A 22,023-nucleotide genomic window follows, 5' to 3' on the forward strand; every position below is an offset into this window, starting at 1 on the left:
GGCCTCCTATGCGCCCAGCACCTTGACCGCGCACTTCTTGTAGTCGGTCTGCTTGGAAATCGGATCGGTCGCGTCCAGCGTGACCTTGTTGATCAGCTGCCCCGCGTCGAACCACGGCACGAACACCACGCCCGGCGGCATGTGGTTGCGACCGCGCGTTTCCACGCGCGTGTGCATCTCGCCGCGACGCGACACCACGCGCACGTCGTCGCCGCGCTTCAAGCCGCGCCTGCGCGCGTCCTCGGGATTCATGAACACCACCGCGGTGGGGAAGCTGCGGAACAGCTCCGGCACGCGCATCGTCATCGAACCCGAATGCCAGTGCTCCAGCACGCGCCCGGTGACCAGCCACAGGTCGAATTCCTCGTCGGGCGACTCGGCCGGCGGTTCGTACGGCAACGCCCAGATCACCGCGCGGCCGTCGGGATTTCCATAGAACCGGAAGCCGCTTCCGGCCTTCACGTACGGATCGGATCCTTCGCGATAACGCCAGCGCGTCTCGCGTCCTTCCACCACCGGCCAGCGCAGGCCGCGCGCCTGGTGGTAGGCGTCGAACGGCGCGAGGTCGTGGCCGTGGCCGCGCCCGAAGGCCGCGTATTCCTCGAACAATCCCTTCTGCACGTAGAAGCCGAAGTGCTGCGATTCGTCGTTCGCGTAGCCTTCCTGGATGTCGGACAGCGGATAGCGGTCGACGTTGCCGTTGCGATACAGCACGTCGAACAGCGTCTTGCCCTTGAACTGCGGATTCGCCGCGAGGATCTCCGCCGGCCAGCATTCGTCGGTGGTGAAGCGCCTGGAGAATTCCATCAGCTGCCACAGGTCCGAACGCGCCTGTGCCGGCGCGTTCACCAGCTGGTGCCAGAACTGCGTGCGACGCTCGGCGTTGCCGTAGGCGCCTTCCTTTTCCACCCACATCGCGGCGGGCAGGATCAGGTCGGCGGCCTGCGCGGTCACCGTCGGATACGCGTCGGAGACGACGATGAAGTTTTCCGGATTGCGATACCCCGGCCACGTTTCCTCGTAGAGGTTCGCCGCGGCCTGCATGTTGTTGTTGACCTGCACCCAGTACGCGTTGAGCTTGCCGTCCTTGAGCATGCGGTTCTGTTCGACCGCGTGGTAACCGGGCTTGGGATTGATGATGCCGTGCGGGATCTTCCAGATCTCCTCGGCGTGCCTGCGATGCTCCGGATTGGCCACCAGCATGTCCGCCGGCAGGCGATGGCTGAACGTGCCGACTTCGCGCGCGGTGCCGCATGCGGACGGCTGGCCGGTGAGCGAGAACGGGCTGTTGCCGGGCGTTGCTATCTTTCCCGTCAGCAGATGGATGTTGTAGACCATGTTGTTGGCCCACACGCCACGCGTGTGCTGGTTGAAGCCCATGGTCCAGAACGACATCACCTTGATCTTCGGATCGGCGTACAGCTCGGCGAGCTTCTCCAGCCAGCCGCGCTCCACGCCGGTCATCTCGACCGCCTTGTCCAGCGTGTACGGCTTCACGAACGCGGCGAACTGCTCGAAGTCGATAACCTGGCCGCCGTTCGCGTCCTTCGCGTTCCTGGCCTTCATCTCCAGCGGATTGTCGGGACGCAGGCCGTAGCCGATGTCGTCGTTGCCGCGCTTGAAGCTGGTGTGCCGGTCGACGAAATCGCGATTGACCCTGCCGGTGCTGATGATGTGGTTGGCGATGTAGTTGAGGATCACCAGATCGGTCTGCGGCTTGAAGACGATCGGGATGTCCGCCAGCTCGAAGCTGCGGTGCTCGAACGTGGACATCACCGCGACCTTCACGTGCGGATGCGTGAGGCGGCGGTCGGTGACGCGCGTCCACAGGATCGGATGCATCTCGGCCATGTTCGAACCCCACAGCACGAACGCGTCGGCCGCCTCGATGTCGTCGTAGCAGCCCATCGGCTCGTCCATGCCGAAGGTGCGCATGAAGCCCATCACCGCCGAGGCCATGCAGTGGCGCGCGTTGGGATCGATGTGGTTGCTGCGGAAGCCGGCCTTCATCAGCTTGTTGGCGGCGTAGCCTTCCCACACCGTCCACTGGCCCGAGCCGAACATGCCGATGTGGTCGGCGCCCTTCTCCTTCAGTACGCGCTTGAACTGCGCGGCCATCACGTCGAAGGCCTCGTCCCACGACACTTCGGTGAACTCGCCGTGCTTCGCGTAGACGCCATTTTTCTTGCGCAGCAGCGGCAGCGTGAGGCGGTCGGCGCCGTACATGATCTTCGAGAGGAAATAGCCCTTCACGCAGTTGATGCCGCGATTGACTTCGGCATGCACATCGCCGTGCGTGGCGACGACGCGGCCGTTCTTCACCGCGACGTTGACGCCGCAACCGGTGCCGCAGAAGCGGCATGGCGCCTTGTCCCACTTCAGCGCGGTGAGGTCGCCTTCGGTCGTCACGTTGGCGGTGCCGCCCGGCAACGGCAGGCCGGCGGCGGCCGCGGCGGTGGCGACGGCGGTGTTGCGGATGAATTCGCGGCGCGTGGTCATGGCGCGACTCCAGGTCGTACGGTCAAAGGACGGGAAGATCGGACGCCGGCCGCGCCGGCGCATCGAGCGCCTCGCGCGGTTCGGCATGGTGGTAGACGAGCGCGACGTTCAGCACGCCGGGCAGCGCGCGCAACGCGTCGATGCGGTCTAGCACCGCGTACTGGTCGGCGCATTCGCACACGACGACGCTGCGCGTGCCGCCCTGCAACGCGAGTTCGAGGGCGTCGTCGGCGGCGACGTGCGCGGCCAGCGCCTCGCCCGCCTCGGCGCGGTGCTGCACGACGAGGCTGGCGATGTGGATGTCGGCGTTCGGGCTGGCTTCGGGGTTCATGCGGCCTCCGTGGCCCGCGCGGAGAGCGCGATCGCCTGCGCCGGGCATACGCCCACACACGCGCCGCAGCCGGTGCAGCGCGCGGCGTCGATGGTTGGCGTCGGCACGCGCGCGTTCAGGGGGAAGGCGATGGCGCGTTCGGGGCACGCATCGCGGCAGCTGGAACACACCACGCCGTGGCGCGGCAGGCAGGCGTCGCCGACGAGGGCGCGCAGGGTCCAGGGTTCGTCCGAAGCCGAACGATCCAGCGCGCGCGGCGCGCAGGCGGTGTCGCATTCGCCGCAGAAGGTGCATTCCCCCAGGCGTGGATCGAACACCGGATGCCCGCCCGCGCCGCGCACGAGCACGCGTTCGGGACAGCGTTCGATGCAGGCGCCGCAGGCGGTGCAGGCGTTGAGGAAATCGTCCTCGCCCAGCGCCCACGGCGGGCGCAGCGGCGTGGCCGCGGCCCGGCGGCCGAACAGCAGGGCGCGTCGCGATGGATCCGGCGCGACGGCCATCTCAGTGCCCCGTCGGCGGACCGGACACGAACATCTGCCAGAACCACACGATGAAACCGTAACTGGCGACGATCAGCACCGCGAGCAGCGGGAACACCACCGCCGTGAGAAGCAGGAAGGCCGTGCGTTCTCTTCGCTTGACGACGGTGTCGTCTGGCTGGTCCATGGCCGGCTCCCGTGGCTGCAGTCGCTCGTGCGGGCCGCCGCGATGGCGGCCCTCACGTCCAGTCTGCTGGCGGGACCGGAGCGGGACTTGATCCGGATCAACCTGTCCCGGCGCCCCGTGTTCCCCACCCGCCCGCATCCTCGTCTGCGCCGTGTGCACGCTGCGTGGACGCGATGTGGACACGCGGCCGACCGTACTCCAGCGCGGCGGCGCACAAAAAGAAAGCCGGCACGAGGCCGGCTTTCCGTTTCCGCTTGCGATGGAAGCGACGCTTACGCGGCCTGCTTCCACTGGCCCAGCGCGGCCAGGCCGTTGTCGCGGGCGCGGTCGTACACGGTCTGCTGCGCCTTGGCGAAGTTGTTCACCAGGTCCTGCGACCACAGCTTCAGCGCGGCGGCCTGCATCGCGCGGCCGTAGGAGAACGACAGCGGCCACGGGTTCGGGCCCATCTGGTTCATCGCGTTGAGGTGCGCGGTGGCGGCTTCGTCCGACTGGCCGCCCGACAGGAACACGATGCCCGGCAGCGTCGCCGGCACGGTGGACTTCAGGCACTGCAACGTGGCGGCGGCGACTTCCTCGTACGAGGCCTGATCGGCGCAGGTGGTGCCCGGAACGACCATCGAAGCCTTCAGGATCGTGCCTTCCAGCATGACGCTGTGCTCGTACAGCGAGGCGAACAGCGAACGCAGCGTGACTTCGGTGACCTCATAGCAGGTCTCGATGTCGTGGCTGCCGTCCATGATCACTTCCGGCTCGACCATCGGCACCAGGCCCTGCTCCTGGCACAGCGCGGCGTAGCGGGCCAGCGCATGGGCGTTGGCGTCGATGCAGGTGCCCGACGGGATGTCGTCGCCGATGTTGATCACCGCGCGCCACTTGGCGAAGCGGGCGCCGAGCTTGTAGTACTCCTCCAGGCGCGCGCGCAGGCCGTCCAGGCCCTCGGTCACCACTTCGCCCGGGAAGCCGGCGAGATTGTGCGTGCCCTTGTCGACCTTGATGCCCGGGATCATGCCGTTCTCGCTCATGTACCTGGCGAACGGCACGCCGTCCCTGGTGGACTGCCGGATGGTCTCGTCGAACAGGATCGCGCCGGAGATGTAGTCGCTCAGCTTCGGCGTGGTGAGCAGCAGCTCGCGGTAGCGGCGGCGGTTTTCCTCGGTGTTCTCGATGCCGACACCGGCGAAGCGCTTGGCAATGGTGCTGGTGGACTCATCGATGGCGATGATGCCCTTGCCCGGGGCCACCATGGCCTGGGCGGTTTCGGCAAGCTGTTCGATGCTCATGGGTCGTCCTGCGGGAGCGGTGGGAAGCCCGACATTATAGCCGCGCAGGTGTGCAAAGGGCCGGTCAACGCGAAAGAAAATCAACCACTTGCAGACCGGACACCCCCGAATCCAATACCACTTCGCATGTATGCGGTTACATGCCCGGCTGTCCGGCCAAGGCGAGATGGAGCGTGCGGTTGGCCATTTCGCGGGTCATCACGAATTCGCCCTCCCCGTCGACGCCCGGCACGAAGTCCGCGCCTTCCGCGCGTGCCTGTTTCAGTGCGGCGATGCGCTGGTAGCACGCGTCCATCGACTCCGCATGCGGGCAGCCGAGCAGGTGGTAGAACTCGTGCACGGTGGCCTTCGCCGGCGACACGAACAACTGGTTGAGCGAAGCGCGCGTGGCCACGACGTACCCGCGCGTGTGCGTGGCCTCGTCGACCATGCCCAGCACTTCCGGCATCAGCAGGCCCCACAGCGCGTCGCCGGCATTGCGGTCGACGAAGGCGACGAGGCGGTCGCACGGCGCTTCGAGCTCGCGCCGCGCGATGTCGTCGAACAGGCGCTCATGGCTGAATCCGGCGCGTTGCCAGGGGCGCGACCACGGCACCACGACCTCGATTCCGTAGTCCGCGAATTCGTCGTTGACGGCGCGGATCAGTGCATCGACGCGCGCGGGCTTCACGTCCGGCGTGTGCAGCACGCATACGCGCAGCTGCATCCGCGGGCCGTAGTCGAGCGCGTGCCGCATGCCGGTCTGCACGCCGACGCTGGTGCAGCCGGACAGCGCGAGACATCCCAATGCGATCGCGAAACACCGCGCGGCGATGCCGCCGGCAGGATGGTGTGCCATGACGATCCCCTTGCGTTGGGATGGCCATGGCATGAACGGTGCGGGAGGAGGTGTCCGGCCAGGGTCGGAGGCGGTGCGCTCGTGCGTGGGGCTGTGCGGGAACGCGAGAGGCCGTCATTCGGCAGTCTGTTATCCCGGAGTCCGTCATCCCGGCGAAGGCCGGGAGCCAGTCTGTCACGCGATCAACGGGCGTCACCGTCATTCCAGCGAAAGCTGGAATCCATTTCGAGTTTGAAATTGTTTCAAGGCGCGCTCAGGCAACAGCGCAGCACTGTACGGCAACGGCGATTCGCCGCTTCAGCTTCGTTGCCCCTCCCCACAACCCCTCTCCCGCTGGGAGAGGGGCTCAAGCAACATCAACGGCCGTTAAAGCTCGCCCAGGCCCTCGGCGACGCCGTCCTCGCCCACCACCAGCAGACGCAGCGTGTTGGTGGCGCCGTGACGTTCCATGTGGTCGCCGCTGGTGAACATCACGCGGTCGCCCACGCTCAGCAGGTCCTGTTCGAACAGCTGCTTCACCGCCTTGCGAGCGGCGTCGCGCGACGTCAGGCCGCGACTGTCGAAGTTGTACGGAACGACGTCGCGCATCAGCGCCATGCGGCGACGTGCGTCGTCGTGGCGCGACATCGCGTAGATCGGCACCTGCGCGCGGAAACGCGACAGGAAGCGCGCCGTGCCGCCGGACTCGGTCATCGCGACGATCGCGCGCACGCCGATGTGCTCGGACAGGAACATCGCCGCCATCGCGATGGCCTGGTCGGCGCGTTCGAGGTTGCGCGGCGCGGCCTCGAAATCGGTGTCGTGCACGAACTGGCGTTCGGCGCCCAGGCAGATGCGCGCCATCGCCTCGACCGCCTTGATCGGATAGCGCCCGGCCGCCGATTCCTGCGACAGCATCACCGCGTCCGTGCCGTCGATCACCGCGTTGGCGACGTCGAGCACTTCCGCGCGCGTCGGGATCGGACTGTCGACCATCGACTGCAGCATCTGCGTGGCGGTGATGACGACCTTGTTGCGCTCCAGCGCCTCGCGGATGATCTTCTTCTGCAGGCCCGGCAGTTCGGCATCGCCGATTTCCACGCCGAGGTCGCCGCGCGCGACCATCACCACGTCGCTGGCGTCGACGATCTCGGCGAGGTTCTCGATCGCCTCGGCGCGTTCGATCTTCGACACCAGCGCGGCATCGCTGCCGTGCGCGCGTGCGATGGCGCGCGCATCGTTCATGTCCTGCGCGTTGCGGCAGAAGGACACGGCGATGAAATCCGCGCCGAGTTCGGCGGCGACCTTGATCAGCTCCTTGTCGCGCTCGGTCAGCGCGCCCAGCGACAGGCCGCCGCCCTGCTTGTTCAGGCCCTTGCGATCGGACAGCGCGCCGTCGTTGAGCACGGTGGTGACGATGCGCTCGCCTTCGACCGCGCCCACGCGCAGCTGCAGCAGGCCGTCGTCGAGCAGCAGCACGTCGCCGGGACGCACGTCATTGGGCAAGCCGAGGTAGCTCACGCCGACTTCGCGCAGGTTGCCGGGCGGCGCGTCGGCGCTGGCGACCAGATCGAAGCGGTCGCCGGTCTTGAGCAGCACGCGGCCTTCGGCGAAGCGTTCGATGCGGATCTTCGGGCCGGGCAGGTCGGCGAGGATGCCGACTTCCACGCCGACGCGCTGCGCGGCGTCGCGCACGGCCTGCGCGCGGGCGATCTGCGAGGACGGATCGCCGTGGGAAAAATTGAGGCGGACCACGTCGACGCCCGCGGAGAGCAGTGCGTCGAGGACGCCCGGCGGATCGGTGGCCGGGCCGAGGGTGGCGAGGATCTTGGTGCGGCGTTTTGCGGCAGTGATCGAGTGCGTCGTCATCGAGTGCGGGTCCCTGGAACCCCGCGACGCTAGCACAGACGTCCGCCGTTTCGGTTCGAGCACTCCTGCCGCGCCGCCATACCGCATCGCATTCCTCCAAGTGGTCTGCAAACACCTACCCGAAAGCAGACCACCGCGAGGCGCAAGACCGTGTGGAGAGGCTCGCGTGGCGGGTCGCGCGCGGAGTGTGGGCGGTCGGCGCGGGTGCCTCCGACACGGATGAACACGGATGAAGCCGTTCGTGAAGCACCGGCCGCCGCGCTACACGCGCGGAAAGCGGATCACGCGGCCAGCAGCGCCGGCAAGTCGCCCGGCGTGGACGCCAGGTGAAGCGCGCCGGCCTCGCGCAGCTCGACTTCGCCGCCGAAGCCCCACAGCACGCCGATGTTGCGCATGCCGTGATGGCGCGCCCCTTCGATGTCCATGCGGCGATCACCGATCATCCAGCACGCATCGGCGTCGAGTTCGAAACGGCGCAGCGCCTCGGCGATGAGCTGGTCCTTGTGGCTGATGCGGCCGTCGAGCGTGGCGCCGACGACGTCGTCGAAGCGATGGCCGAACGGCAGATGGTCGACGATCTTGCGCGCGTGCGGCTCGTTCTTCGCGGTGACCACGGCCAGGCGATGGCCGGCGGCGTGCAGCGCCTCGATCGTCTCGCCGATGCCGGGATAGATCTCGTGCTCGGCCCAGCCGTGCGTTTCGAAACGGTCGCGATAATGCAGCACGGCCTGCTCGACCTTCGCCTCGTCGTTGAGCAGGGGGCCGAAACTGGTGCGCAGCGCGGGACCGATCCAGCGACGCAGTTCCTCCTGCGGCGGGACCGGCAGGCCCATCTGCACCATCGCATGCTCGACGCAGCGCGTGATGCCGACGGCGGAATCGATGAGGGTGCCGTCCATGTCGAAGAAGAGCGTGGTCATGCGGGTACTCGATTGCTGTTGCAGCTCGGGTAAGCGAGGCGCACCCGGGTGATGCGTGATGGTGCGGGCCACCCGGGTGCGGTCTTCGACCTTACCCGGGCTACAGACGCGGTGGTTACGCGAATGCTTTCGGCTTGTGTAGCCCGGGTAAGCGAAGCGCACCCGGGGTGATGCGTGATGGTGCATTTGGCCCGGGTGCGCTTCGCATACCCGGGCCACAACGGCGGTGCTTACGCGCGCGCCTTCAGCGCCGCCACTGCCGGCAGCTCCTTGCCTTCCAGGAATTCCAGGAACGCACCGCCCCCGGTGGAGATGTACGAAACGTCGTCCTCGATGCCGTACTTGTCCACCGCCGCCAGCGTGTCGCCGCCGCCTGCGATCGAGAACGCCTTGGACGCGGCGATCGCGCGCGCCAGGGTTTCGGTGCCCTTGCCGAACGCATCGAATTCGAACACGCCGACCGGGCCGTTCCACACCACCGTTCCGGCGGCCTTGATCAGCTCCGCGTAACGCGCCGCGGTCTGCGGACCGATGTCGAGGATCATGTCGTCCGCGCCCACCGCATCGACGGCCTTCACGGTCGCCGGCGCATCGGCGGCGAACGCCGGCGCGACGACCACGTCGACCGGCACCGGAATGTCGGCACCGCGTGCCTTCGCGTCGGCCATGATCTTCTTGGCCGTGTCGATGAGGTCCATCTCCACCAGCGACTTGCCCACACCGTGTCCCATCGCCGCGATGAAGGTGTTGGCGATGCCGCCGCCGACAATCAGCTGGTCGACCTTCGACACCAGCGACGACAGCAGTTCGAGCTTGGTCGAGACCTTCGAACCGGCGACGATCGCGAGCAGCGGGCGCGCCGGGTTGTCGAGCGCCTTGGCGAGCGCGTCGAGTTCGGCCATCAGCAGCGGGCCGCCGGCGGCGACCTTCGCGAACTTGATGGCGCCGTGCGTGGACGCCTGCGCGCGATGCGCGGTGCCGAACGCGTCCATGATGTACACGTCGCACAGCGCGGCGTACTTCTTCGACAGGGCCTCGTCGTCCTTGCCCTCGCCGACGTTCATGCGGCAGTTCTCGAGCAGCACGAGCTGGCCGGGCTTCACGTCGACGCCATCGACCCAGTCCTTCACCAGCGGCACGTCGATGCCGAGCAGCTCGGAAAGACGCTTGGCCACCGGCGCCAGCGAGTCCTCCTGCGTCCACGTGCCTTCCTTCGGGCGACCCAGGTGCGAGGTGACCATCACGGCGGCGCCCTTCTCCAGCGCCAGTTTCATCGTCGGCAGCGCGGCGGTGATGCGCTGCTCGGAGGTGATCCGGCCGCCCTCGATGGGCACGTTCAGGTCTTCGCGGATGAGCACGCGCTTGCCGGTGAGATCGAGGTCGGACATGCGGACGATGGACATGGGTGCTTCCTCTGCTGCCCTTCCTGCGGAAGGGGTGGGATGGGAGTGACGGGAAGGCGCGGGCCGGCGTGCGATCGCCGCCGCGAAGCCGTGCATTGTCCTCCCCGACACGGGCGCGGGCAAATCGAACGCGATTGCGGTTCTGCGGTTATCCACAACATTTTGCGTTGACGGATCCGGTGAGCCCGCATATGTTGTGGCCCGTCGGTGCCGGCCCTCGCGGGCTGGCTTAAAACGGGAAGCTGGTGGGAATCCAGCACTGCCCCGCAGCGGTATGGGAAACGAAGGTGGCCATGGCACTGGGCGTCGCGCCTGGGAAGCGGCTGCTGGTAGGTGGAGACGGGAAACGAGTCACGAGGACGAGGAACGGGAAACGAGTGAGCGCTCGCAGCGCTTTTCTCCAGGTTCTCGTTCCTGCCCCGCTCGTTTCCGGCTCCAGGTCCCGAGTCCGAAGACCTGCCGACAGCCGCGCGTCGCACACCGCGCGGTGACCGGCCACGGAGTCTTCGGAGGGAAGACGGTCGGTGTCGCTGCACGCGACGGTTCGCGCCGTCGCCCGCCCGCCGTCTCGGGCTGAGCGACACCCCGGATTCACGCTCTGACTCCCGCGCCCGCGTCGTCCTTCGAGGGAGAGGACGGCCAGACGTGCGCCCACGCACCGGAGTCGCCGATGACCACCACCACGCAAGCCCCCGTCGCCACGCCCGTCCGCGAGCCCGCCGCACGCGCGCCCGAAGCGCGTCCGTCCGACCACGAGTCCGGATTCGCGCTCACGCCGCCCGCCGCCAACCTCACCATGACGGTGACCAAGCGCAGCGGCCATCGCGAACCGGTGGACCTCAACAAGATCGTGCGCGCCGTGACGCGCGCGAGCGAAGGCCTCTTCGCGATCGACCCGATGCGCGTGGCGACGCGCACCATCTCCGGCCTCTACGACGGCGCCAGCACGCGCGAACTCGACGAACTGTCGATCCGCACCGCCGCGCTGCTCACCGCCGAGGAGCCCGAGTACGGCCGCCTGGCCGCGCGCCTGCTCGCGGGCGTGATCGAGAAGGAAGTCGCCGGCATCGAGATCCACGCGTTCTCGCAGTCGGTGCAGCGCGGCCACGAGCTGGGCCTGATCAACGACCGCCTGCTCGCCTTCGTGCAGGCGCACGCGCGCAAGCTCAACGACGCGATCGACAACGCGCACAACCAGCGCTTCGACTACTTCGGCCTGCGCACGCTCTACGACCGCTACCTGCTGCGCCATCCGACCGCGCGCACCGTGATCGAAACGCCGCAGCAGTTTTTCCTGCGCATCGCCTGCGCGCTGAGCGAGGACGTCGGCGAAGCACTCGCGCTGTACCGTCGCATGGCGCAGCTGGATTACATCCCGTCCTCGCCGACGCTGTTCAACTCCGGTACCACGCACGAACAGCTCTCCAGCTGCTTCCTGCTCGATTCGCCGGACGATTCGCTCGAAGGCATCTACAGGCGCTACATGGACGTGGCGAAACTGTCGAAGTTCAGCGGCGGCATCGGCCTGTCGTACACGCGTATCCGTTCGCGCGGTTCGCTGATCCGTTCGACGAACGGTTTGTCCAACGGCATCGTGCCGTGGCTGAAGACGCTCGATGCGTCGGTGGCCGCGGTGAACCAGGGCGGCAAGCGCAAGGGCGCCGCGTGCGTGTACCTGGAGCCGTGGCATGCGGACGTGGAGGAATTCCTCGAACTGCGCGACAACACCGGCGACGAGGCGCGCCGCACGCACAACCTCAACCTGGCGAACTGGATTCCCGACGAATTCATGCGTCGCGTGGAGAACGATGGCGAATGGTCGCTGTTCGATCCGGCGAAGGTGCCGCAACTGACCGACCTGTGGGGCGAGGCGTTCGATCGCGCGTATCGCGCGGCGGAAGTCGCCGGACTGGCGACCAAGCAGGTGAAGGCGCGCGACATCTACGCGCGGATGATGCGCACGCTCGCGCAGACCGGCAACGGCTGGATGAATTTCAAGGACAAATCCAACCGCGCCTGCAACCAGACCCTGCGCGACGGCAACGTCGTGCACCTGTCGAACCTGTGCACCGAGATCCTCGAAGTCACCTCGCAGGACGAAACCGCGGTGTGCAACCTGGGCTCGATCAACCTGTCGCATCATGTGGAGGTGTTCGACGACGGCCCGCTGCACGGCGAGGCCGGACGCTTCGATTTCGACAAGCTCGCCGAAACCGTGCGACTGGCCGTTCGCCAGCTCGATCGCGTGATCGACCTGAACTTCTATCCGATCGAAACCGCGCGCCGCGCGAATCTGAAGTGGCGGCCGGTGGGCCTCGGCGTGATGGGCCTGCAGGACGTGTTTTTCAAACTGCGCCTGCCGTTCGATTCGGAAGCAGCACGCGCGTTGTCGCGGGCGATCGCCGAGAACATCTACTTCCACGCGCTGTCCGCATCCAACGAACTCGCTCTTGAACGCGGTCGTCATCCGGGCTTCGACGATACGCGCGCGGCGCAGGGCGAATTGCAGTTCGATGCGTGGGGCGTGGTACCCGAAGACGGCGAACGCTGGGAGGCGCTGCGGGCGCGCATCCGCGAACACGGCCTGCGCAATTCGCTGCTGGTCGCGATCGCGCCGACGGCGACGATCGCGTCGATCGCCGGCTGCTACGAATGCATCGAGCCGCAGGTGTCGAACCTGTTCAAGCGCGAGACGCTGTCGGGCGATTTCCTCGTGGTGAACCGTTACCTCGTGGAAGAACTGAAGGCGCTCGGCTTGTGGACGCCGGAACTGCGCGACCGCATCAAGATGTCGGAAGGCTCGATCCAGGGCATCGACGCGATTCCCGAATCGCTGCGCGCGGTCTATCGCACGTCGTGGGAACTGCCGATGCGTTCGCTCATCGACATGGCCGCCGACCGCGGCGCCTTCATCGATCAGAGCCAGTCGCTCAACCTGTTCATCGAGAGCCCCAACATCGGCCAGTTGTCGTCGATGTACATGTACGCGTGGAAGAAGGGCCTGAAGACGACGTACTACCTGCGCTCGCGACCGGCGACGAAGATCGCGAAGGCGACGGTGAGTGGCGCCACCACGCAGGCGCCGAAGCCGGAAGTCACGCCTACCGAAGCGGTGGCGTGCTCGCTCGAGAATCCGGAAGCGTGCGAGGCGTGCCAGTGATCCCATCGTCATCCCCGCGAACGCGGGGATCCAGCGACTTCGAACGAAAGCCTCAAGGCACTGGATTCCCGACTCCGCGGGAATGACGAAACCCCAACCTTCCCTTCAGCCGGCAGCCGATGCGTGGCCTGCCTCCCTCCCCTTCCGCAGGGTCGCGGAACGGCTGCCGCTGAAGGGCAAGGTCCCAGACGAGAATGACCATGTCGCACACGCCCCGCCTGCTCGATCCCGGCTTCGACCTCACGCTGCGACCGATGCGCTATCCGCAGTTCTACGAGATGTACCGCGACGCCATCCGCAACACATGGACCGTCGAGGAAGTCGACTTCTCGCTCGACGTCAACGACCTCAAGCACAAGCTCGGGCCGGCCGAGCGCCACCTCATCGAACGCCTCGTCGCGTTCTTCGCGACGGGCGATTCGATCGTCGCCAACAACCTCGTGCTGAACCTCTACCAGCACATCAACGCGCCAGAAGCACGCATGTACCTCTCGCGCCAGTTGTACGAGGAAGCGCTGCACGTGCAGTTCTACCTCACGCTGCTGGACACCTATCTGCCCGATCCGGTCGCGCGCGCGAAGGCGTTCGCGGCGGTGGAGAACATCCCGTCGATCCGCGCGAAGGCGGAGTTCTGCTTCAAGTGGATCGATTCGGTCCAGGACCTCAAGCGCATCGAAACCGTCGAACAGCGCCGGCAGTTCCTGCTCAACCTGATCTGCTTCGCGTGCTGCATCGAAGGCCTGTTCTTCTTCGCCGCGTTCGCCTATGTCTACTACCTGCGTTCGCGCGGGCTGTTGCACGGGTTGGCGTCGGGCACGAATTGGGTATTCCGCGACGAGAGCTGCCACATGGCCTTCGCGTTCGAGGTGATCCGCACCGCGCGCAGCGAGGATCCGCATCTGTTCGACGACGAACTGAAGGCGCAGGTCGTGCGCATGCTGGAGGACGCGGTCGAGTGCGAGATGCAGTTCGCGCAGGACGTGCTCTCCGGCGGCGTTGCGGGACTGTCGCCCAAGGACATGCGCCAGTACCTGCAGTACTGCGCCGACCAGCGACTTGCGCAGCTGGGGCTTCCGAAGCACTTCAATGCAAGCAACCCGTTCGCCTTCATGGACCTGCAGGACGTGCAGGAAGTGACGAATTTCTTCGAACGCCGCGTATCGGCGTACCAGGTCGGCGTGGAAGGCGAGGTGGCGTTCGACGCGGCGTTCTGATCATTGACGTGGCGACGGGATGGCTCGTGCGACCGACGGCGATGCAACCGCGTCGCCTGTCGCGGCGCCTTTACATCGCAAGGTCCAGACTCCAGTTCCGCGCGCCACCGACGTTGGAGTCACGGCCATGAACGCACGCACCCCGCTCGCCATCGCGTTGTTGTCCTGCGCCGCGATGACCGTTTCCGCACAGACACGCCCGGCGCAGCCGCAGGCCGCGCCCGCGCAGCAGGCTCCGGCCGCATCCCGCGCCGTGGCGCCGCAGGTCGATCCCAACAGCGTCGTGCAGGCGGCGCTCGCGATCGCACAGGTGATCGATCGCGGCCAGGCCGCCGACGTCTGGAAGGGCGCCTCGCCCGTCGCACGCGGCACGACCACCGAGAAGCAGTTCGTCGACGGCATCGCCGCCAAGCGCAACGCGCTGGGCGCGCCGGTGTCGCGCGAATGGATGTCGGTGTCGAGGAACGTCGTTCCCGCCGGCGACAACGTGCCGGCCGGGATGTACGTCAGCGCGCGCTTCCAGACACGCTTCGCCAACCGTGTTGCCGAGGAGCTGGTCTCGCTCCACTACGACGACGACAACACCTGGCGGCTGGCGGGTTATACGGTCAATTGACTGGGCACGGAACGTGGCGCTGCATCAGCGCTCCGGCGCGATCGGCAATCCCAGCGGCAACGCCCCCTTGCGCTCCATCAGCCCGAGTCCGTAACGCAGGCTGTAGCCGATCTTCTCCGCATATGCGCACACGGTGTCCACGTGCGGGGCGGGCAGCACTTCGCGCGCGGTCTCGCGCCACAGCGACAGCCAGCGGTCGAAATGTTCGACGCGGATCGGGTGCGGCCGGTGCGCGGCCATCGGGTTGCCGCGATAACGCTTCGTACCGAGCGCGACCGACGACCAGAACGCGGTGAGCATTCGCTTGTGCTCGGGCCAGTCGTCGATGGCGGCGTTGAAGACCGGGCCGAGCTCGGCGTCGGCGCGGACCTTCTCGTAGAAGCGGTCGACCAGTTCGGCCAGGTGCTGTTCGGTCAGGGTTTCGGCGGCGGCCGGATCCGGGAGGTCGCCTGGCGGCGTGTCGCGCGTGTCGTTCATGGCGGTGTAGTGCGGCCGGAACGCCGGGAAAACAAGGGCTTCCGGCCCGATCGATGGATGCTGGCCGGAGCCCGGAAAGGCAGAGGCCGGCTTGCGCCGGCCCCTGTCGGTTCGCGTGCGTCGCGGCTTACTCCGCGACGACCTTGACCATTTCCAGGCACTTGTTCGAATAGCCCCACTCGTTGTCGTACCAGCTGACGAGCTTGATGAACGTGCCGTCGAGCGCGATGCCGGCTTCGGCGTCGAAGATCGAGGTGCGCGCATCGCCGCGGAAATCGGTGGCGACGACCTTGTCCTCGGTGTAGCCCAGGATGCCCTTCAGCGCGCCTTCCGACTGCGCCTTCATCTCCGCGCAGATCTCGGCATAGGTGGCGGACTTTTCCAGCTCGACGGTGAGATCGACCACCGACACGTCCGAGGTCGGCACGCGGAACGACATGCCGGTGAGCTTCTTGTTCAGTTCCGGGATCACCACGCCCACGGCCTTCGCCGCGCCGGTGCTCGACGGAATGATGTTCTCCAGGATGCCGCGACCGCCGCGCCAGTCCTTGTTCGACGGACCATCGACGGTCTTCTGCGTCGCGGTGGCGGCGTGCACGGTGGTCATCAGGCCGCGCTTGATGCCCCACTTGTCGTTGAGCACCTTCGCCAGCGGCGCGAGGCAGTTGGTCGTGCACGAAGCGTTGGAGATGATCGCCTCGCCCTTGTAGGTCGTGTGGTTCACGCCGTAGACGAACATCGGCGTGTCGTCCTTCGACGGCGCCGACTGGATGACCTTCTTCGCGCCCGCGTCGAGGTGCTTCTGGCAGGTTTCCTTGGTCAGGAACAGGCCGGTGGATTCGATGACGACTTCGGCGCCGACCTCGTCCCACTTCAGCGCCGCCGGGTCCTTCTCCTGCGTCAGGCGGATCTTCTTGCCGTTGACGATCAGCGTGTTGCCCTCGACCGACACATCGCCCTTGAAGCGGCCGTGCACCGAGTCGTAACGCAGCATGTAGGCCAGGTACTCCGGCTCCAGCAGGTCGTTGATGGCGACGATCTCGATCTCGCCAGCGAAGTTCTGCACGGCCGAGCGCAGCACGTTGCGCCCGATGCGGCCAAAGCCGTTGATGCCAACCTTGATGGTCATGAGTTGCAAGCTCCTGCGGCCGCGTCGCGCGCGGCGGGTGGACGGGACGAGCCCGGACAAGGGGAAAACCGCGAATGCCCATTCTACCGCGACCGCCCCGGCCACAGGCTCCACCAAGGCGGCAGGAACTGAATTGATCATGATCAAGCGCGCGTTTGAACCGCCGAGGAGACTGGAAGCGTTCCCAAACGAGGCACTTCCATGCAAAAACCCCTCATCGCCTGCGCTCTTGCCGTCGCCCTGGGCGGCGCCGCCCTGCCCGCCCTCGCCCAGTCCAAGGGCGACTGGACCCTCGGCGTCGGCGTCCATGCGGTCGACCCCAAGTCCGGCAACGGCCGCCTGGTCGACGGCAGCCTGCCGACCCACGTCGACTCCGACGTGAAGCCGACCCTCACCTTCGAGTACTTCGTCCGCGACAACCTGGGCGTGGAAGTCATCGCCGCGTGGCCGTTCGAACACGACATCTCGATCGACGGCCTGGGCACGGTCGGCAGCACCAAGCAGCTGCCGCCGACCGTGTCGCTGCAGTACCACTTCAACAGCCGCGGCAAGGTCTCGCCGTTCCTCGGCGCCGGCATGAACTACACCGCCTTCTTCAGCGAGGACACGCGCGGCGCGCTGGCGGGTTCCAAGCTCAAGCTGGACGACTCCTGGGGCCTCGCCGCGCACGCCGGCATCGATTTTGCGCTGAACGAGCGCAGTGCGATCCGCGTGGATGCGCGCTGGATCGACATCGACACCGACGTGACGCTGGACGGCGCCGGGGTCGGCACCGTGGACATCGACCCGATCGTTTACGGCGCGGCGTACGTGATGAAGTTCTGAGCCGACTTCCGGTGCACGCCGCGGTGTTTTCCGACCCGCGAATGCGCTCGGACCGCAATCCTGCGAACAGGCCGTGCCGGCTAGAATGCCGGCATGGCCCGCGTTCTCATCACCCTCGTTCTCGCCTTCCTCCTCGTGCCGCAACCGGCGCACGCGTGGGGCCGCCTTGGTCATCGCCTCGTTGCCGCGCTGGCGTGGGACGAGCTCACGCCGCAGGTTCGCGCTCGCATTACGGAACTGCTCGAAGGCGAAGCCGACCCGACCCTGCCCGGCATCGCCAGCTGGGCGGACGAGCTGCGCGAACACGATCCGGACCTGGGCAAGCGCAGCAGCCGCTGGCACTACGTCAACATCGCCGAGGACGACTGCCATTACGACGCGGCGAAGCACTGCAAGGGCGGCGACTGCGTGGTCGAGGCGATCCGCGCGCAGACCGCGATCCTCGCCGACGCGTCGCGCAGCCGCGCCGAACGCCTGCAGGCGCTGAAGTTCGTCGTGCACTTCGTCGGCGACGTGCACCAGCCGCTGCACGCGGGCTTCGGGCACGACAAGGGCGGCAACGATTTCCAGGTCCAGTTCGACGGTCGTGGCACCAACCTGCACTCGCTGTGGGACAGCGGCATGCTCAACGCCGCCGACCTCGAGGAAGCCGCCTGGCTGCAGCGCCTTCGCGCGATGCCGCTGGCCGTCGAACGGTCGGGCCCGGCGTTGCCGCCGCCATCGGCGCTGTGGGCGGAAGCCTCGTGCCGCATCGTGCTGCAGCCGGGCTTCTATCCGCCCAGGGCGAAGATCGGCGACGCCTACGTGCAGACCTGGCGCCCGCTGGCCGAGGAACAGCTGCGACGCGGCGGCGCCGAACTGGCCGCCACGCTGAACGCCGCGTTGTCGCGCTGAGTTCCGGTCGAAGCCGGAAACCACTGCGGTTTAACGCGCCGCGATCACGCCGCTCGCGCCGATCCGCTAGATTGGGCCCGTGCGGGCTCCCCGCCCCGCGTGGAGGACCGCGATGAAGCCCGACGTCGATCCCTTCTTCCACGCCGACAGCAACACGTGGACGTACCTCGTCCGCGATCCGGCCGGCAGCGCGGCGGCGATCATCGACCCCGTCCTCGATTTCGACGCGAAGGCGGCACGCACGTCGACGACGTCGGCGCGGAAGGTCGCCGATGCCGCGCGCGAACGCGGCCTCGACGTGCAGTGGATCCTGGAAACACATGCGCACGCCGATCACCTGAGCGCGGCGCAATGGCTCAAGTCCCAATGGCCGGACGCGGCGGTCGCCATCGGCGAAGGCATCCGCGATGTGCAGAAGTCCTTCGCGCCGGTGTTCAACCTGGAAGACGGATTCCGCACCGACGGCTCGCAGTTCGATCGCCTGTTCACCGACGGCGACACCTTCCGCATCGGAACGCTCGACGCGCGCGTCATCGCGGTGCCGGGCCACACCAGCGACAGCTGCGCCTACCTGATCGGCGATGCGCTGTTCACCGGCGACTCGTTGTTCATGCCCGACGGCGGCACGGCGCGCTGCGACTTCCCCGGTGGCGATGCGCGCACGCTGTTCCGTTCGATCCGCCGCCTGTTCGAAACGCTGCCCGACGACACGCGCGTGTTCGTCTGCCACGACTACGGTCCGGGCGGACGCGAGGTCGCGTGCGAGACCACGATCGGCGCACAGCGTCGCGACAACATCCACGTGCGCGACGGCGCGACCGAGGACGACTACGTCGCGCAGCGCACCGCGCGCGACGCGACGCTGCCGATGCCGGCGCTGATCCTGCCGGCGGTGCAGACCAACATCCGCGCCGGCGCGCTGCCGCCGCCTGAATCCAACGGCGTGCGCTACCTCCGGATCCCGCTCGACCGCATCTGATTCCACTCCGGCATGCCTACTTCCTTCACACCGGTTTCCGCGCTGCTCGGCGGCGCACTCATCGGCTTCGCCGCCGTCTGGCTGCTGGCAACGCTGGGCCGCATCGCCGGTATCAGCGGCATCGCTAACGCCGCGATCGATTCGCGCGAGGGACGCGGCTGGCGGCTGGCCTTTCTCGCCGGCATGGTGATCGCCGCCGGCGCGTGGTTCGCCTGGTCCGGCGCGGCCCCGCGCGTCGGCTTCTCCTGGACCTGGCTCGTCATCGGCGGCGCACTCGTGGGCTTCGGCACGCGGCTCGGCAACGGCTGCACCAGCGGTCACGGCATCTGCGGACTGGCACGCTTCTCGAAGCGCTCGCTGTGGGCGGTGATGGTGTTCATGGGCACGGCCATCGCGACGGTCTACGTGATGCGCCATGTGCTCGGGGCCGGGCCATGAGGCAGGTCGCGCACGCGCTCATCGCCGGAGCGATCTTCGGCCTCGGACTGGCCGTGTCCGCGATGACCGATCCGGACAAGGTGCTCAACTTCCTGGACGTCGGCGGACGCTGGGACCCTTCGCTCGCGCTGGTGATGGGCGCGGCGCTCGCCGTCGCCGTGCCGGGATTCGCGTGGCTGCGCCGGCGCGGCTGCACGCTGGACGGTTCGGCCCTTCCGCCGCAGCCGTCGGGCGGAGTGGATCGTCGCCTGCTGCTTGGCAGCGTGCTGTTCGGCATCGGCTGGGGACTGGCCGGCTACTGCCCGGGACCGGCGCTGGCGAACCTGGCGCACGGCAGCCTGGAGGCCGTGGTGTTCGTCGTCGCGATGCTCGCCGGTTCGCGCCTGGCGCGAACGCTCCTCCCCGCGCGCTGAGCCGTCGCCAGCGGTTAGGCTTTGCGCCATGGAACCCCGACCCGCTCCCCTTTCCTTCGACTCGCTCGACGCCGCCGTCGAGTTCCTGCTCGCGCGCGTCCGCGGCCCGCTGCACGTCGGCGCGCCGCTCGGTCTGGGCAAACCGCACCGGCTGCTCAATGCCCTGTATGCACGCGTCGAGAACGACGCCTCGCGCCCGCTGCATCTGTACACCGCGCTCTCGCTCGATCCACCCGGCGGCGGTAAGGGGCTCGAAGCGCGCTTCGTGAAGCCGTTCGTCGAACGCCACTTCGGCGCGGATTTCCCGCGCCTGGCGTATGTGCAGGCGCTCAAGCGCAACGCACTGCCGGCGCACGTCGAGATCGAGGAGTTCTACCTGCAATCCGGCGCGATGCTGAACTCCGCGCCGGTGCAGCGCCGCTACGCGAGCCTGAACTACACGCACGTCGCCCGCGCGCTCGCCGACCGCGGACTCAACGCGATCGTGCAGAAAGTCGCGCGATCGCCCGACGGCACGCGCCTGTCGCTGTCGTGCAACACCGACCTCACCTTCGATGCGATCGACGCCCTCGCCGCGCGCGGCCTGCCGCGTCCGGTGCTGATCGCCGAGATCGATCCACGCCTGCCATGGCTCGGCGGCAGCGCGGCGGTCGCGCCTGAATTCTTCGATGCGATCGTGACTCCGCCAGGCCCGTATCCGAAGCTCTTCGGCCTGCCGCGCCAACCGGTGACCGACGCCGACTACGCGATCGGCTTCCACGCCAGCACGTTCGTGCGCGACGGCGGAACCCTGCAGATCGGCATCGGCGCGCTCGCCGATGCGCTGTGCCATGCGCTGGTGCTGCGTCACGTCGACAACGATGCGTATCGCGAGGTGTTGCGCGCGCTCGGCTCCGCGCACGCCGACGATGCCGCGCTCGCGCCGTTCGGGCGCGGCCTCTATGGTTGCAGCGAGATGATCAACGAAGGCTTCCGCCGGCTGGTGGAAGTGGGCGTGATCAAGCGGCGCGTGGTGGACGATCTCGCCGCGATGCAGCGCATCGAACGCGGCGGCCCGAGCGCGCACGACCTTGCCTTGCTCGAACGGGAGGGCGAGTTCCTGCACGGCGCGTTCTATCTTGGTTCGCCCGAGTTCTACGAGTGGCTGCGCGACCTGCCGCCGGACGCGCGCCGCGCGATCGGCATGCGTCGTGTCGGCGAAGTGAACGATCTGGTCGGCGACATCGAACTGGAACGCCTGCAGCGTCGCGATGCGCGTTTCTTCAACACCTGCATGATGGCGACCGCGCTGGGTGCGGCGGTATCCGACGCGCTTGAGGACGGTCGCGTCGTCTCGGGTGTCGGCGGCCAGTACAACTTCGTGGCGATGGCGCACGCGCTGCCGGATGCGCGCTCGGTGCTGATGCTGCGCGCCGCGCGCGAATCGGGTGGACGGGTCACGTCGAATGTCGTATGGAATTACGGGCACACGACGATCCCGCGCCACCTGCGCGACGTGTACATCAGCGAGTACGGGATCGCCGACATCCGCGGACGTTGCGACGAGGATTGCGTGATGGCGATGGCGGCCATCGCCGATGCGCGTTTCCAGCAGGGCCTGATCGATGTCGCCAAGCGCGAAGGCAAGCTGCGCGCGGACTTCGCGTTGCCGGCTTCCGCGGCGCGCAATACGCCAGAACGCCTCGCCGCGGCGCTGCGCCCGTTCCACAAGAGCGGCGCGCTGCCGGACTACCCGCTGGGGAGCGATTTCACGCCGGTCGAGCAGCGGCTGGTGAAGGCGTTGGCGTGGTTGAAGTCGAACACCGCGACGCGTGGCGCGAAGCTGCGCACGGTATGGCGCGCATTGGGCGCGAAGGCGCTTGATCGCGAAGCGCTGGAACGCATGGACCTTGCGTCGCCGCAGGGCTTTGGCGAGCGATTGGAAGCGCGGCTGGTGTCGTTGGCGCTGGTGGAGAGCGGGCGCGGGTCGTAGCGCGAAGCCCAAACGAAAGAAGCGGCCGAAGCCGCTTCTTTCGAATCACGAATCACGAATCACGAATCACGAATCACGAATCACGAATCACGAATCACGAATCACGAATCACGAATCA

Annotated in this window: 20 protein-coding genes and 1 riboswitch; of the genes, 9 read left to right on the forward strand and 11 right to left on the reverse strand. The window is 67.5% G+C overall.

Annotated elements, in window-relative coordinates; genetic code table 11:
* Nucleotides 1–6: 6 nt before the first annotated feature.
* The 9 genes from napA to I4U41_RS13705 all read right to left on the reverse strand — a co-directional run bounded on the left by napA (nt 7) and on the right by I4U41_RS13705 (nt 9,788).
* Complete coding sequence (napA, locus tag I4U41_RS13665; protein WP_206861724.1) at nt 7–2,499, reverse strand: periplasmic nitrate reductase subunit alpha; 2,493 nt, start codon at nt 2,497–2,499, stop codon at nt 7–9.
* Nucleotides 2,500–2,521: 22 nt separating this feature from the next.
* Nucleotides 2,522–2,830 carry a chaperone NapD gene (locus I4U41_RS13670; protein WP_206861725.1) on the reverse strand — a complete coding sequence of 103 codons (309 nt, stop codon included), beginning with the start codon at nt 2,828–2,830 and terminating at the stop codon, nt 2,522–2,524.
* Entirely contained in the window at nt 2,827–3,330 is a 504-nt protein-coding gene (gene napF / locus I4U41_RS13675; RefSeq protein ID WP_206861726.1) for a ferredoxin-type protein NapF, read from the reverse strand. The genes I4U41_RS13670 and napF overlap by 4 nt, the downstream gene beginning before the upstream one ends.
* A gap of 1 nt (nt 3,331) precedes the next feature.
* The gene (locus I4U41_RS13680) at nt 3,332–3,496 is read right to left on the reverse strand and encodes a periplasmic nitrate reductase, NapE protein (protein WP_206861727.1); all 165 of its coding nucleotides are present in this window, start codon (nt 3,494–3,496) and stop codon (nt 3,332–3,334) included.
* Between the two features lie 272 nt (nt 3,497–3,768).
* Nucleotides 3,769–4,779 carry a class I fructose-bisphosphate aldolase gene (locus I4U41_RS13685; RefSeq protein WP_206861728.1) on the reverse strand — a complete coding sequence of 337 codons (1,011 nt, stop codon included), beginning with the start codon at nt 4,777–4,779 and terminating at the stop codon, nt 3,769–3,771.
* 136 nt (nt 4,780–4,915) lie between these two features.
* On the reverse strand, nt 4,916–5,617 hold the full coding sequence (locus I4U41_RS13690; RefSeq protein WP_206861729.1) for a hypothetical protein: 702 nt from the start codon (nt 5,615–5,617) through the stop codon (nt 4,916–4,918).
* 366 nt (nt 5,618–5,983) lie between these two features.
* Complete coding sequence (gene pyk, locus I4U41_RS13695; RefSeq protein WP_206861730.1) at nt 5,984–7,465, reverse strand: pyruvate kinase; 1,482 nt, start codon at nt 7,463–7,465, stop codon at nt 5,984–5,986.
* A 281-nt stretch (nt 7,466–7,746) separates the two neighbouring features.
* Complete coding sequence (locus I4U41_RS13700) at nt 7,747–8,385, reverse strand: HAD hydrolase-like protein (protein WP_206861731.1); 639 nt, start codon at nt 8,383–8,385, stop codon at nt 7,747–7,749.
* A 230-nt stretch (nt 8,386–8,615) separates the two neighbouring features.
* Nucleotides 8,616–9,788, reverse strand: a complete 1,173-nt coding sequence (locus tag I4U41_RS13705; RefSeq protein WP_206861732.1) for a phosphoglycerate kinase — start codon at nt 9,786–9,788, stop codon at nt 8,616–8,618.
* Nucleotides 9,789–9,976: 188 nt separating this feature from the next.
* A riboswitch (cobalamin riboswitch) is annotated at nt 9,977–10,266 on the forward strand.
* 318 nt (nt 10,267–10,584) lie between these two features.
* Between I4U41_RS13705 and I4U41_RS13710 the strand changes: the two genes are divergently transcribed.
* The 3 genes from I4U41_RS13710 (at nt 10,585) to I4U41_RS13720 (ending at nt 14,778) form a co-directional block, all read left to right on the forward strand.
* A complete protein-coding gene (locus tag I4U41_RS13710) occupies nt 10,585–12,948 on the forward strand; it encodes a ribonucleoside-diphosphate reductase subunit alpha (RefSeq protein ID WP_242525252.1) in 2,364 nt (787 codons plus the stop codon).
* Nucleotides 12,949–13,142: 194 nt separating this feature from the next.
* The gene (locus I4U41_RS13715; protein ID WP_425492588.1) at nt 13,143–14,162 is read left to right on the forward strand and encodes a ribonucleotide-diphosphate reductase subunit beta; all 1,020 of its coding nucleotides are present in this window, start codon (nt 13,143–13,145) and stop codon (nt 14,160–14,162) included.
* Nucleotides 14,163–14,289: 127 nt separating this feature from the next.
* Complete coding sequence (locus tag I4U41_RS13720) at nt 14,290–14,778, forward strand: DUF4019 domain-containing protein (protein WP_206861735.1); 489 nt, start codon at nt 14,290–14,292, stop codon at nt 14,776–14,778.
* A gap of 24 nt (nt 14,779–14,802) precedes the next feature.
* On the opposite strand, the gene I4U41_RS13725 is transcribed toward I4U41_RS13720, so the two are convergent.
* Together I4U41_RS13725 and gap are read right to left on the reverse strand one after the other, a co-directional pair.
* On the reverse strand, nt 14,803–15,255 hold the full coding sequence (locus I4U41_RS13725; protein WP_206861736.1) for a group III truncated hemoglobin: 453 nt from the start codon (nt 15,253–15,255) through the stop codon (nt 14,803–14,805).
* A gap of 127 nt (nt 15,256–15,382) precedes the next feature.
* Entirely contained in the window at nt 15,383–16,384 is a 1,002-nt protein-coding gene (gene gap, locus I4U41_RS13730) for a type I glyceraldehyde-3-phosphate dehydrogenase (RefSeq protein ID WP_206861737.1), read from the reverse strand.
* Between the two features lie 201 nt (nt 16,385–16,585).
* Here gap and I4U41_RS13735 point away from each other — a divergent pair, with 201 nt between their 5' ends.
* The 6 genes from I4U41_RS13735 to I4U41_RS13760 all read left to right on the forward strand — a co-directional run bounded on the left by I4U41_RS13735 (nt 16,586) and on the right by I4U41_RS13760 (nt 21,905).
* Nucleotides 16,586–17,209, forward strand: coding sequence for an OmpW/AlkL family protein (locus I4U41_RS13735; RefSeq protein WP_206861738.1), 624 nt, complete (start codon nt 16,586–16,588; stop codon nt 17,207–17,209).
* 93 nt (nt 17,210–17,302) lie between these two features.
* Entirely contained in the window at nt 17,303–18,103 is an 801-nt protein-coding gene (locus I4U41_RS13740) for a S1/P1 nuclease (RefSeq protein WP_206861739.1), read from the forward strand.
* 112 nt (nt 18,104–18,215) lie between these two features.
* Nucleotides 18,216–19,082 (forward strand): MBL fold metallo-hydrolase, encoded by an 867-nt coding sequence (locus I4U41_RS13745; RefSeq protein ID WP_206861740.1) that lies wholly within the window; start codon nt 18,216–18,218, stop codon nt 19,080–19,082.
* 12 nt (nt 19,083–19,094) lie between these two features.
* Nucleotides 19,095–19,520, forward strand: coding sequence for a YeeE/YedE family protein (locus I4U41_RS13750; protein WP_206861741.1), 426 nt, complete (start codon nt 19,095–19,097; stop codon nt 19,518–19,520).
* Complete coding sequence (locus I4U41_RS13755) at nt 19,517–19,933, forward strand: DUF6691 family protein (protein WP_206861742.1); 417 nt, start codon at nt 19,517–19,519, stop codon at nt 19,931–19,933. The genes I4U41_RS13750 and I4U41_RS13755 overlap by 4 nt, the downstream gene beginning before the upstream one ends.
* Before the next feature lie 28 nt (nt 19,934–19,961).
* Nucleotides 19,962–21,905 (forward strand): acetyl-CoA hydrolase/transferase C-terminal domain-containing protein, encoded by a 1,944-nt coding sequence (locus I4U41_RS13760; protein ID WP_206861743.1) that lies wholly within the window; start codon nt 19,962–19,964, stop codon nt 21,903–21,905.
* The last annotated feature ends 118 nt before the right edge of the window (nt 21,906–22,023 follow it).

Origin of the sequence: Lysobacter changpingensis (genome assembly GCF_017308985.1) — a bacterium.
Taxonomy (GTDB): domain Bacteria; phylum Pseudomonadota; class Gammaproteobacteria; order Xanthomonadales; family Xanthomonadaceae; genus Lysobacter_J; species Lysobacter_J changpingensis.

Bases quoted from the DNA above. Each gene is read 5' to 3' on its own strand.
- napA (WP_206861724.1), bottom strand. From the start codon at position 2,499: ATGACCACGCGCCGCGAATTCATCCGCAACACCGCCGTCGCCACCGCC.
- I4U41_RS13670 (WP_206861725.1), bottom strand. From the start codon at position 2,830: ATGAACCCCGAAGCCAGCCCGAACGCCGACATCCACATCGCCAGCCTC.
- napF (WP_206861726.1), bottom strand. From the start codon at position 3,330: ATGGCCGTCGCGCCGGATCCATCGCGACGCGCCCTGCTGTTCGGCCGC.
- I4U41_RS13680 (WP_206861727.1), bottom strand. From the start codon at position 3,496: ATGGACCAGCCAGACGACACCGTCGTCAAGCGAAGAGAACGCACGGCC.
- I4U41_RS13685 (WP_206861728.1), bottom strand. From the start codon at position 4,779: ATGAGCATCGAACAGCTTGCCGAAACCGCCCAGGCCATGGTGGCCCCG.
- I4U41_RS13690 (WP_206861729.1), bottom strand. From the start codon at position 5,617: ATGGCACACCATCCTGCCGGCGGCATCGCCGCGCGGTGTTTCGCGATC.
- pyk (WP_206861730.1), bottom strand. From the start codon at position 7,465: ATGACGACGCACTCGATCACTGCCGCAAAACGCCGCACCAAGATCCTC.
- I4U41_RS13700 (WP_206861731.1), bottom strand. From the start codon at position 8,385: ATGACCACGCTCTTCTTCGACATGGACGGCACCCTCATCGATTCCGCC.
- I4U41_RS13705 (WP_206861732.1), bottom strand. From the start codon at position 9,788: ATGTCCATCGTCCGCATGTCCGACCTCGATCTCACCGGCAAGCGCGTG.
- I4U41_RS13710 (WP_242525252.1), top strand. From the start codon at position 10,585: ATGACGGTGACCAAGCGCAGCGGCCATCGCGAACCGGTGGACCTCAAC.
- I4U41_RS13715 (WP_425492588.1), top strand. From the start codon at position 13,143: ATGACCATGTCGCACACGCCCCGCCTGCTCGATCCCGGCTTCGACCTC.
- I4U41_RS13720 (WP_206861735.1), top strand. From the start codon at position 14,290: ATGAACGCACGCACCCCGCTCGCCATCGCGTTGTTGTCCTGCGCCGCG.
- I4U41_RS13725 (WP_206861736.1), bottom strand. From the start codon at position 15,255: ATGAACGACACGCGCGACACGCCGCCAGGCGACCTCCCGGATCCGGCC.
- gap (WP_206861737.1), bottom strand. From the start codon at position 16,384: ATGACCATCAAGGTTGGCATCAACGGCTTTGGCCGCATCGGGCGCAAC.
- I4U41_RS13735 (WP_206861738.1), top strand. From the start codon at position 16,586: ATGCAAAAACCCCTCATCGCCTGCGCTCTTGCCGTCGCCCTGGGCGGC.
- I4U41_RS13740 (WP_206861739.1), top strand. From the start codon at position 17,303: ATGGCCCGCGTTCTCATCACCCTCGTTCTCGCCTTCCTCCTCGTGCCG.
- I4U41_RS13745 (WP_206861740.1), top strand. From the start codon at position 18,216: ATGAAGCCCGACGTCGATCCCTTCTTCCACGCCGACAGCAACACGTGG.
- I4U41_RS13750 (WP_206861741.1), top strand. From the start codon at position 19,095: ATGCCTACTTCCTTCACACCGGTTTCCGCGCTGCTCGGCGGCGCACTC.
- I4U41_RS13755 (WP_206861742.1), top strand. From the start codon at position 19,517: ATGAGGCAGGTCGCGCACGCGCTCATCGCCGGAGCGATCTTCGGCCTC.
- I4U41_RS13760 (WP_206861743.1), top strand. From the start codon at position 19,962: ATGGAACCCCGACCCGCTCCCCTTTCCTTCGACTCGCTCGACGCCGCC.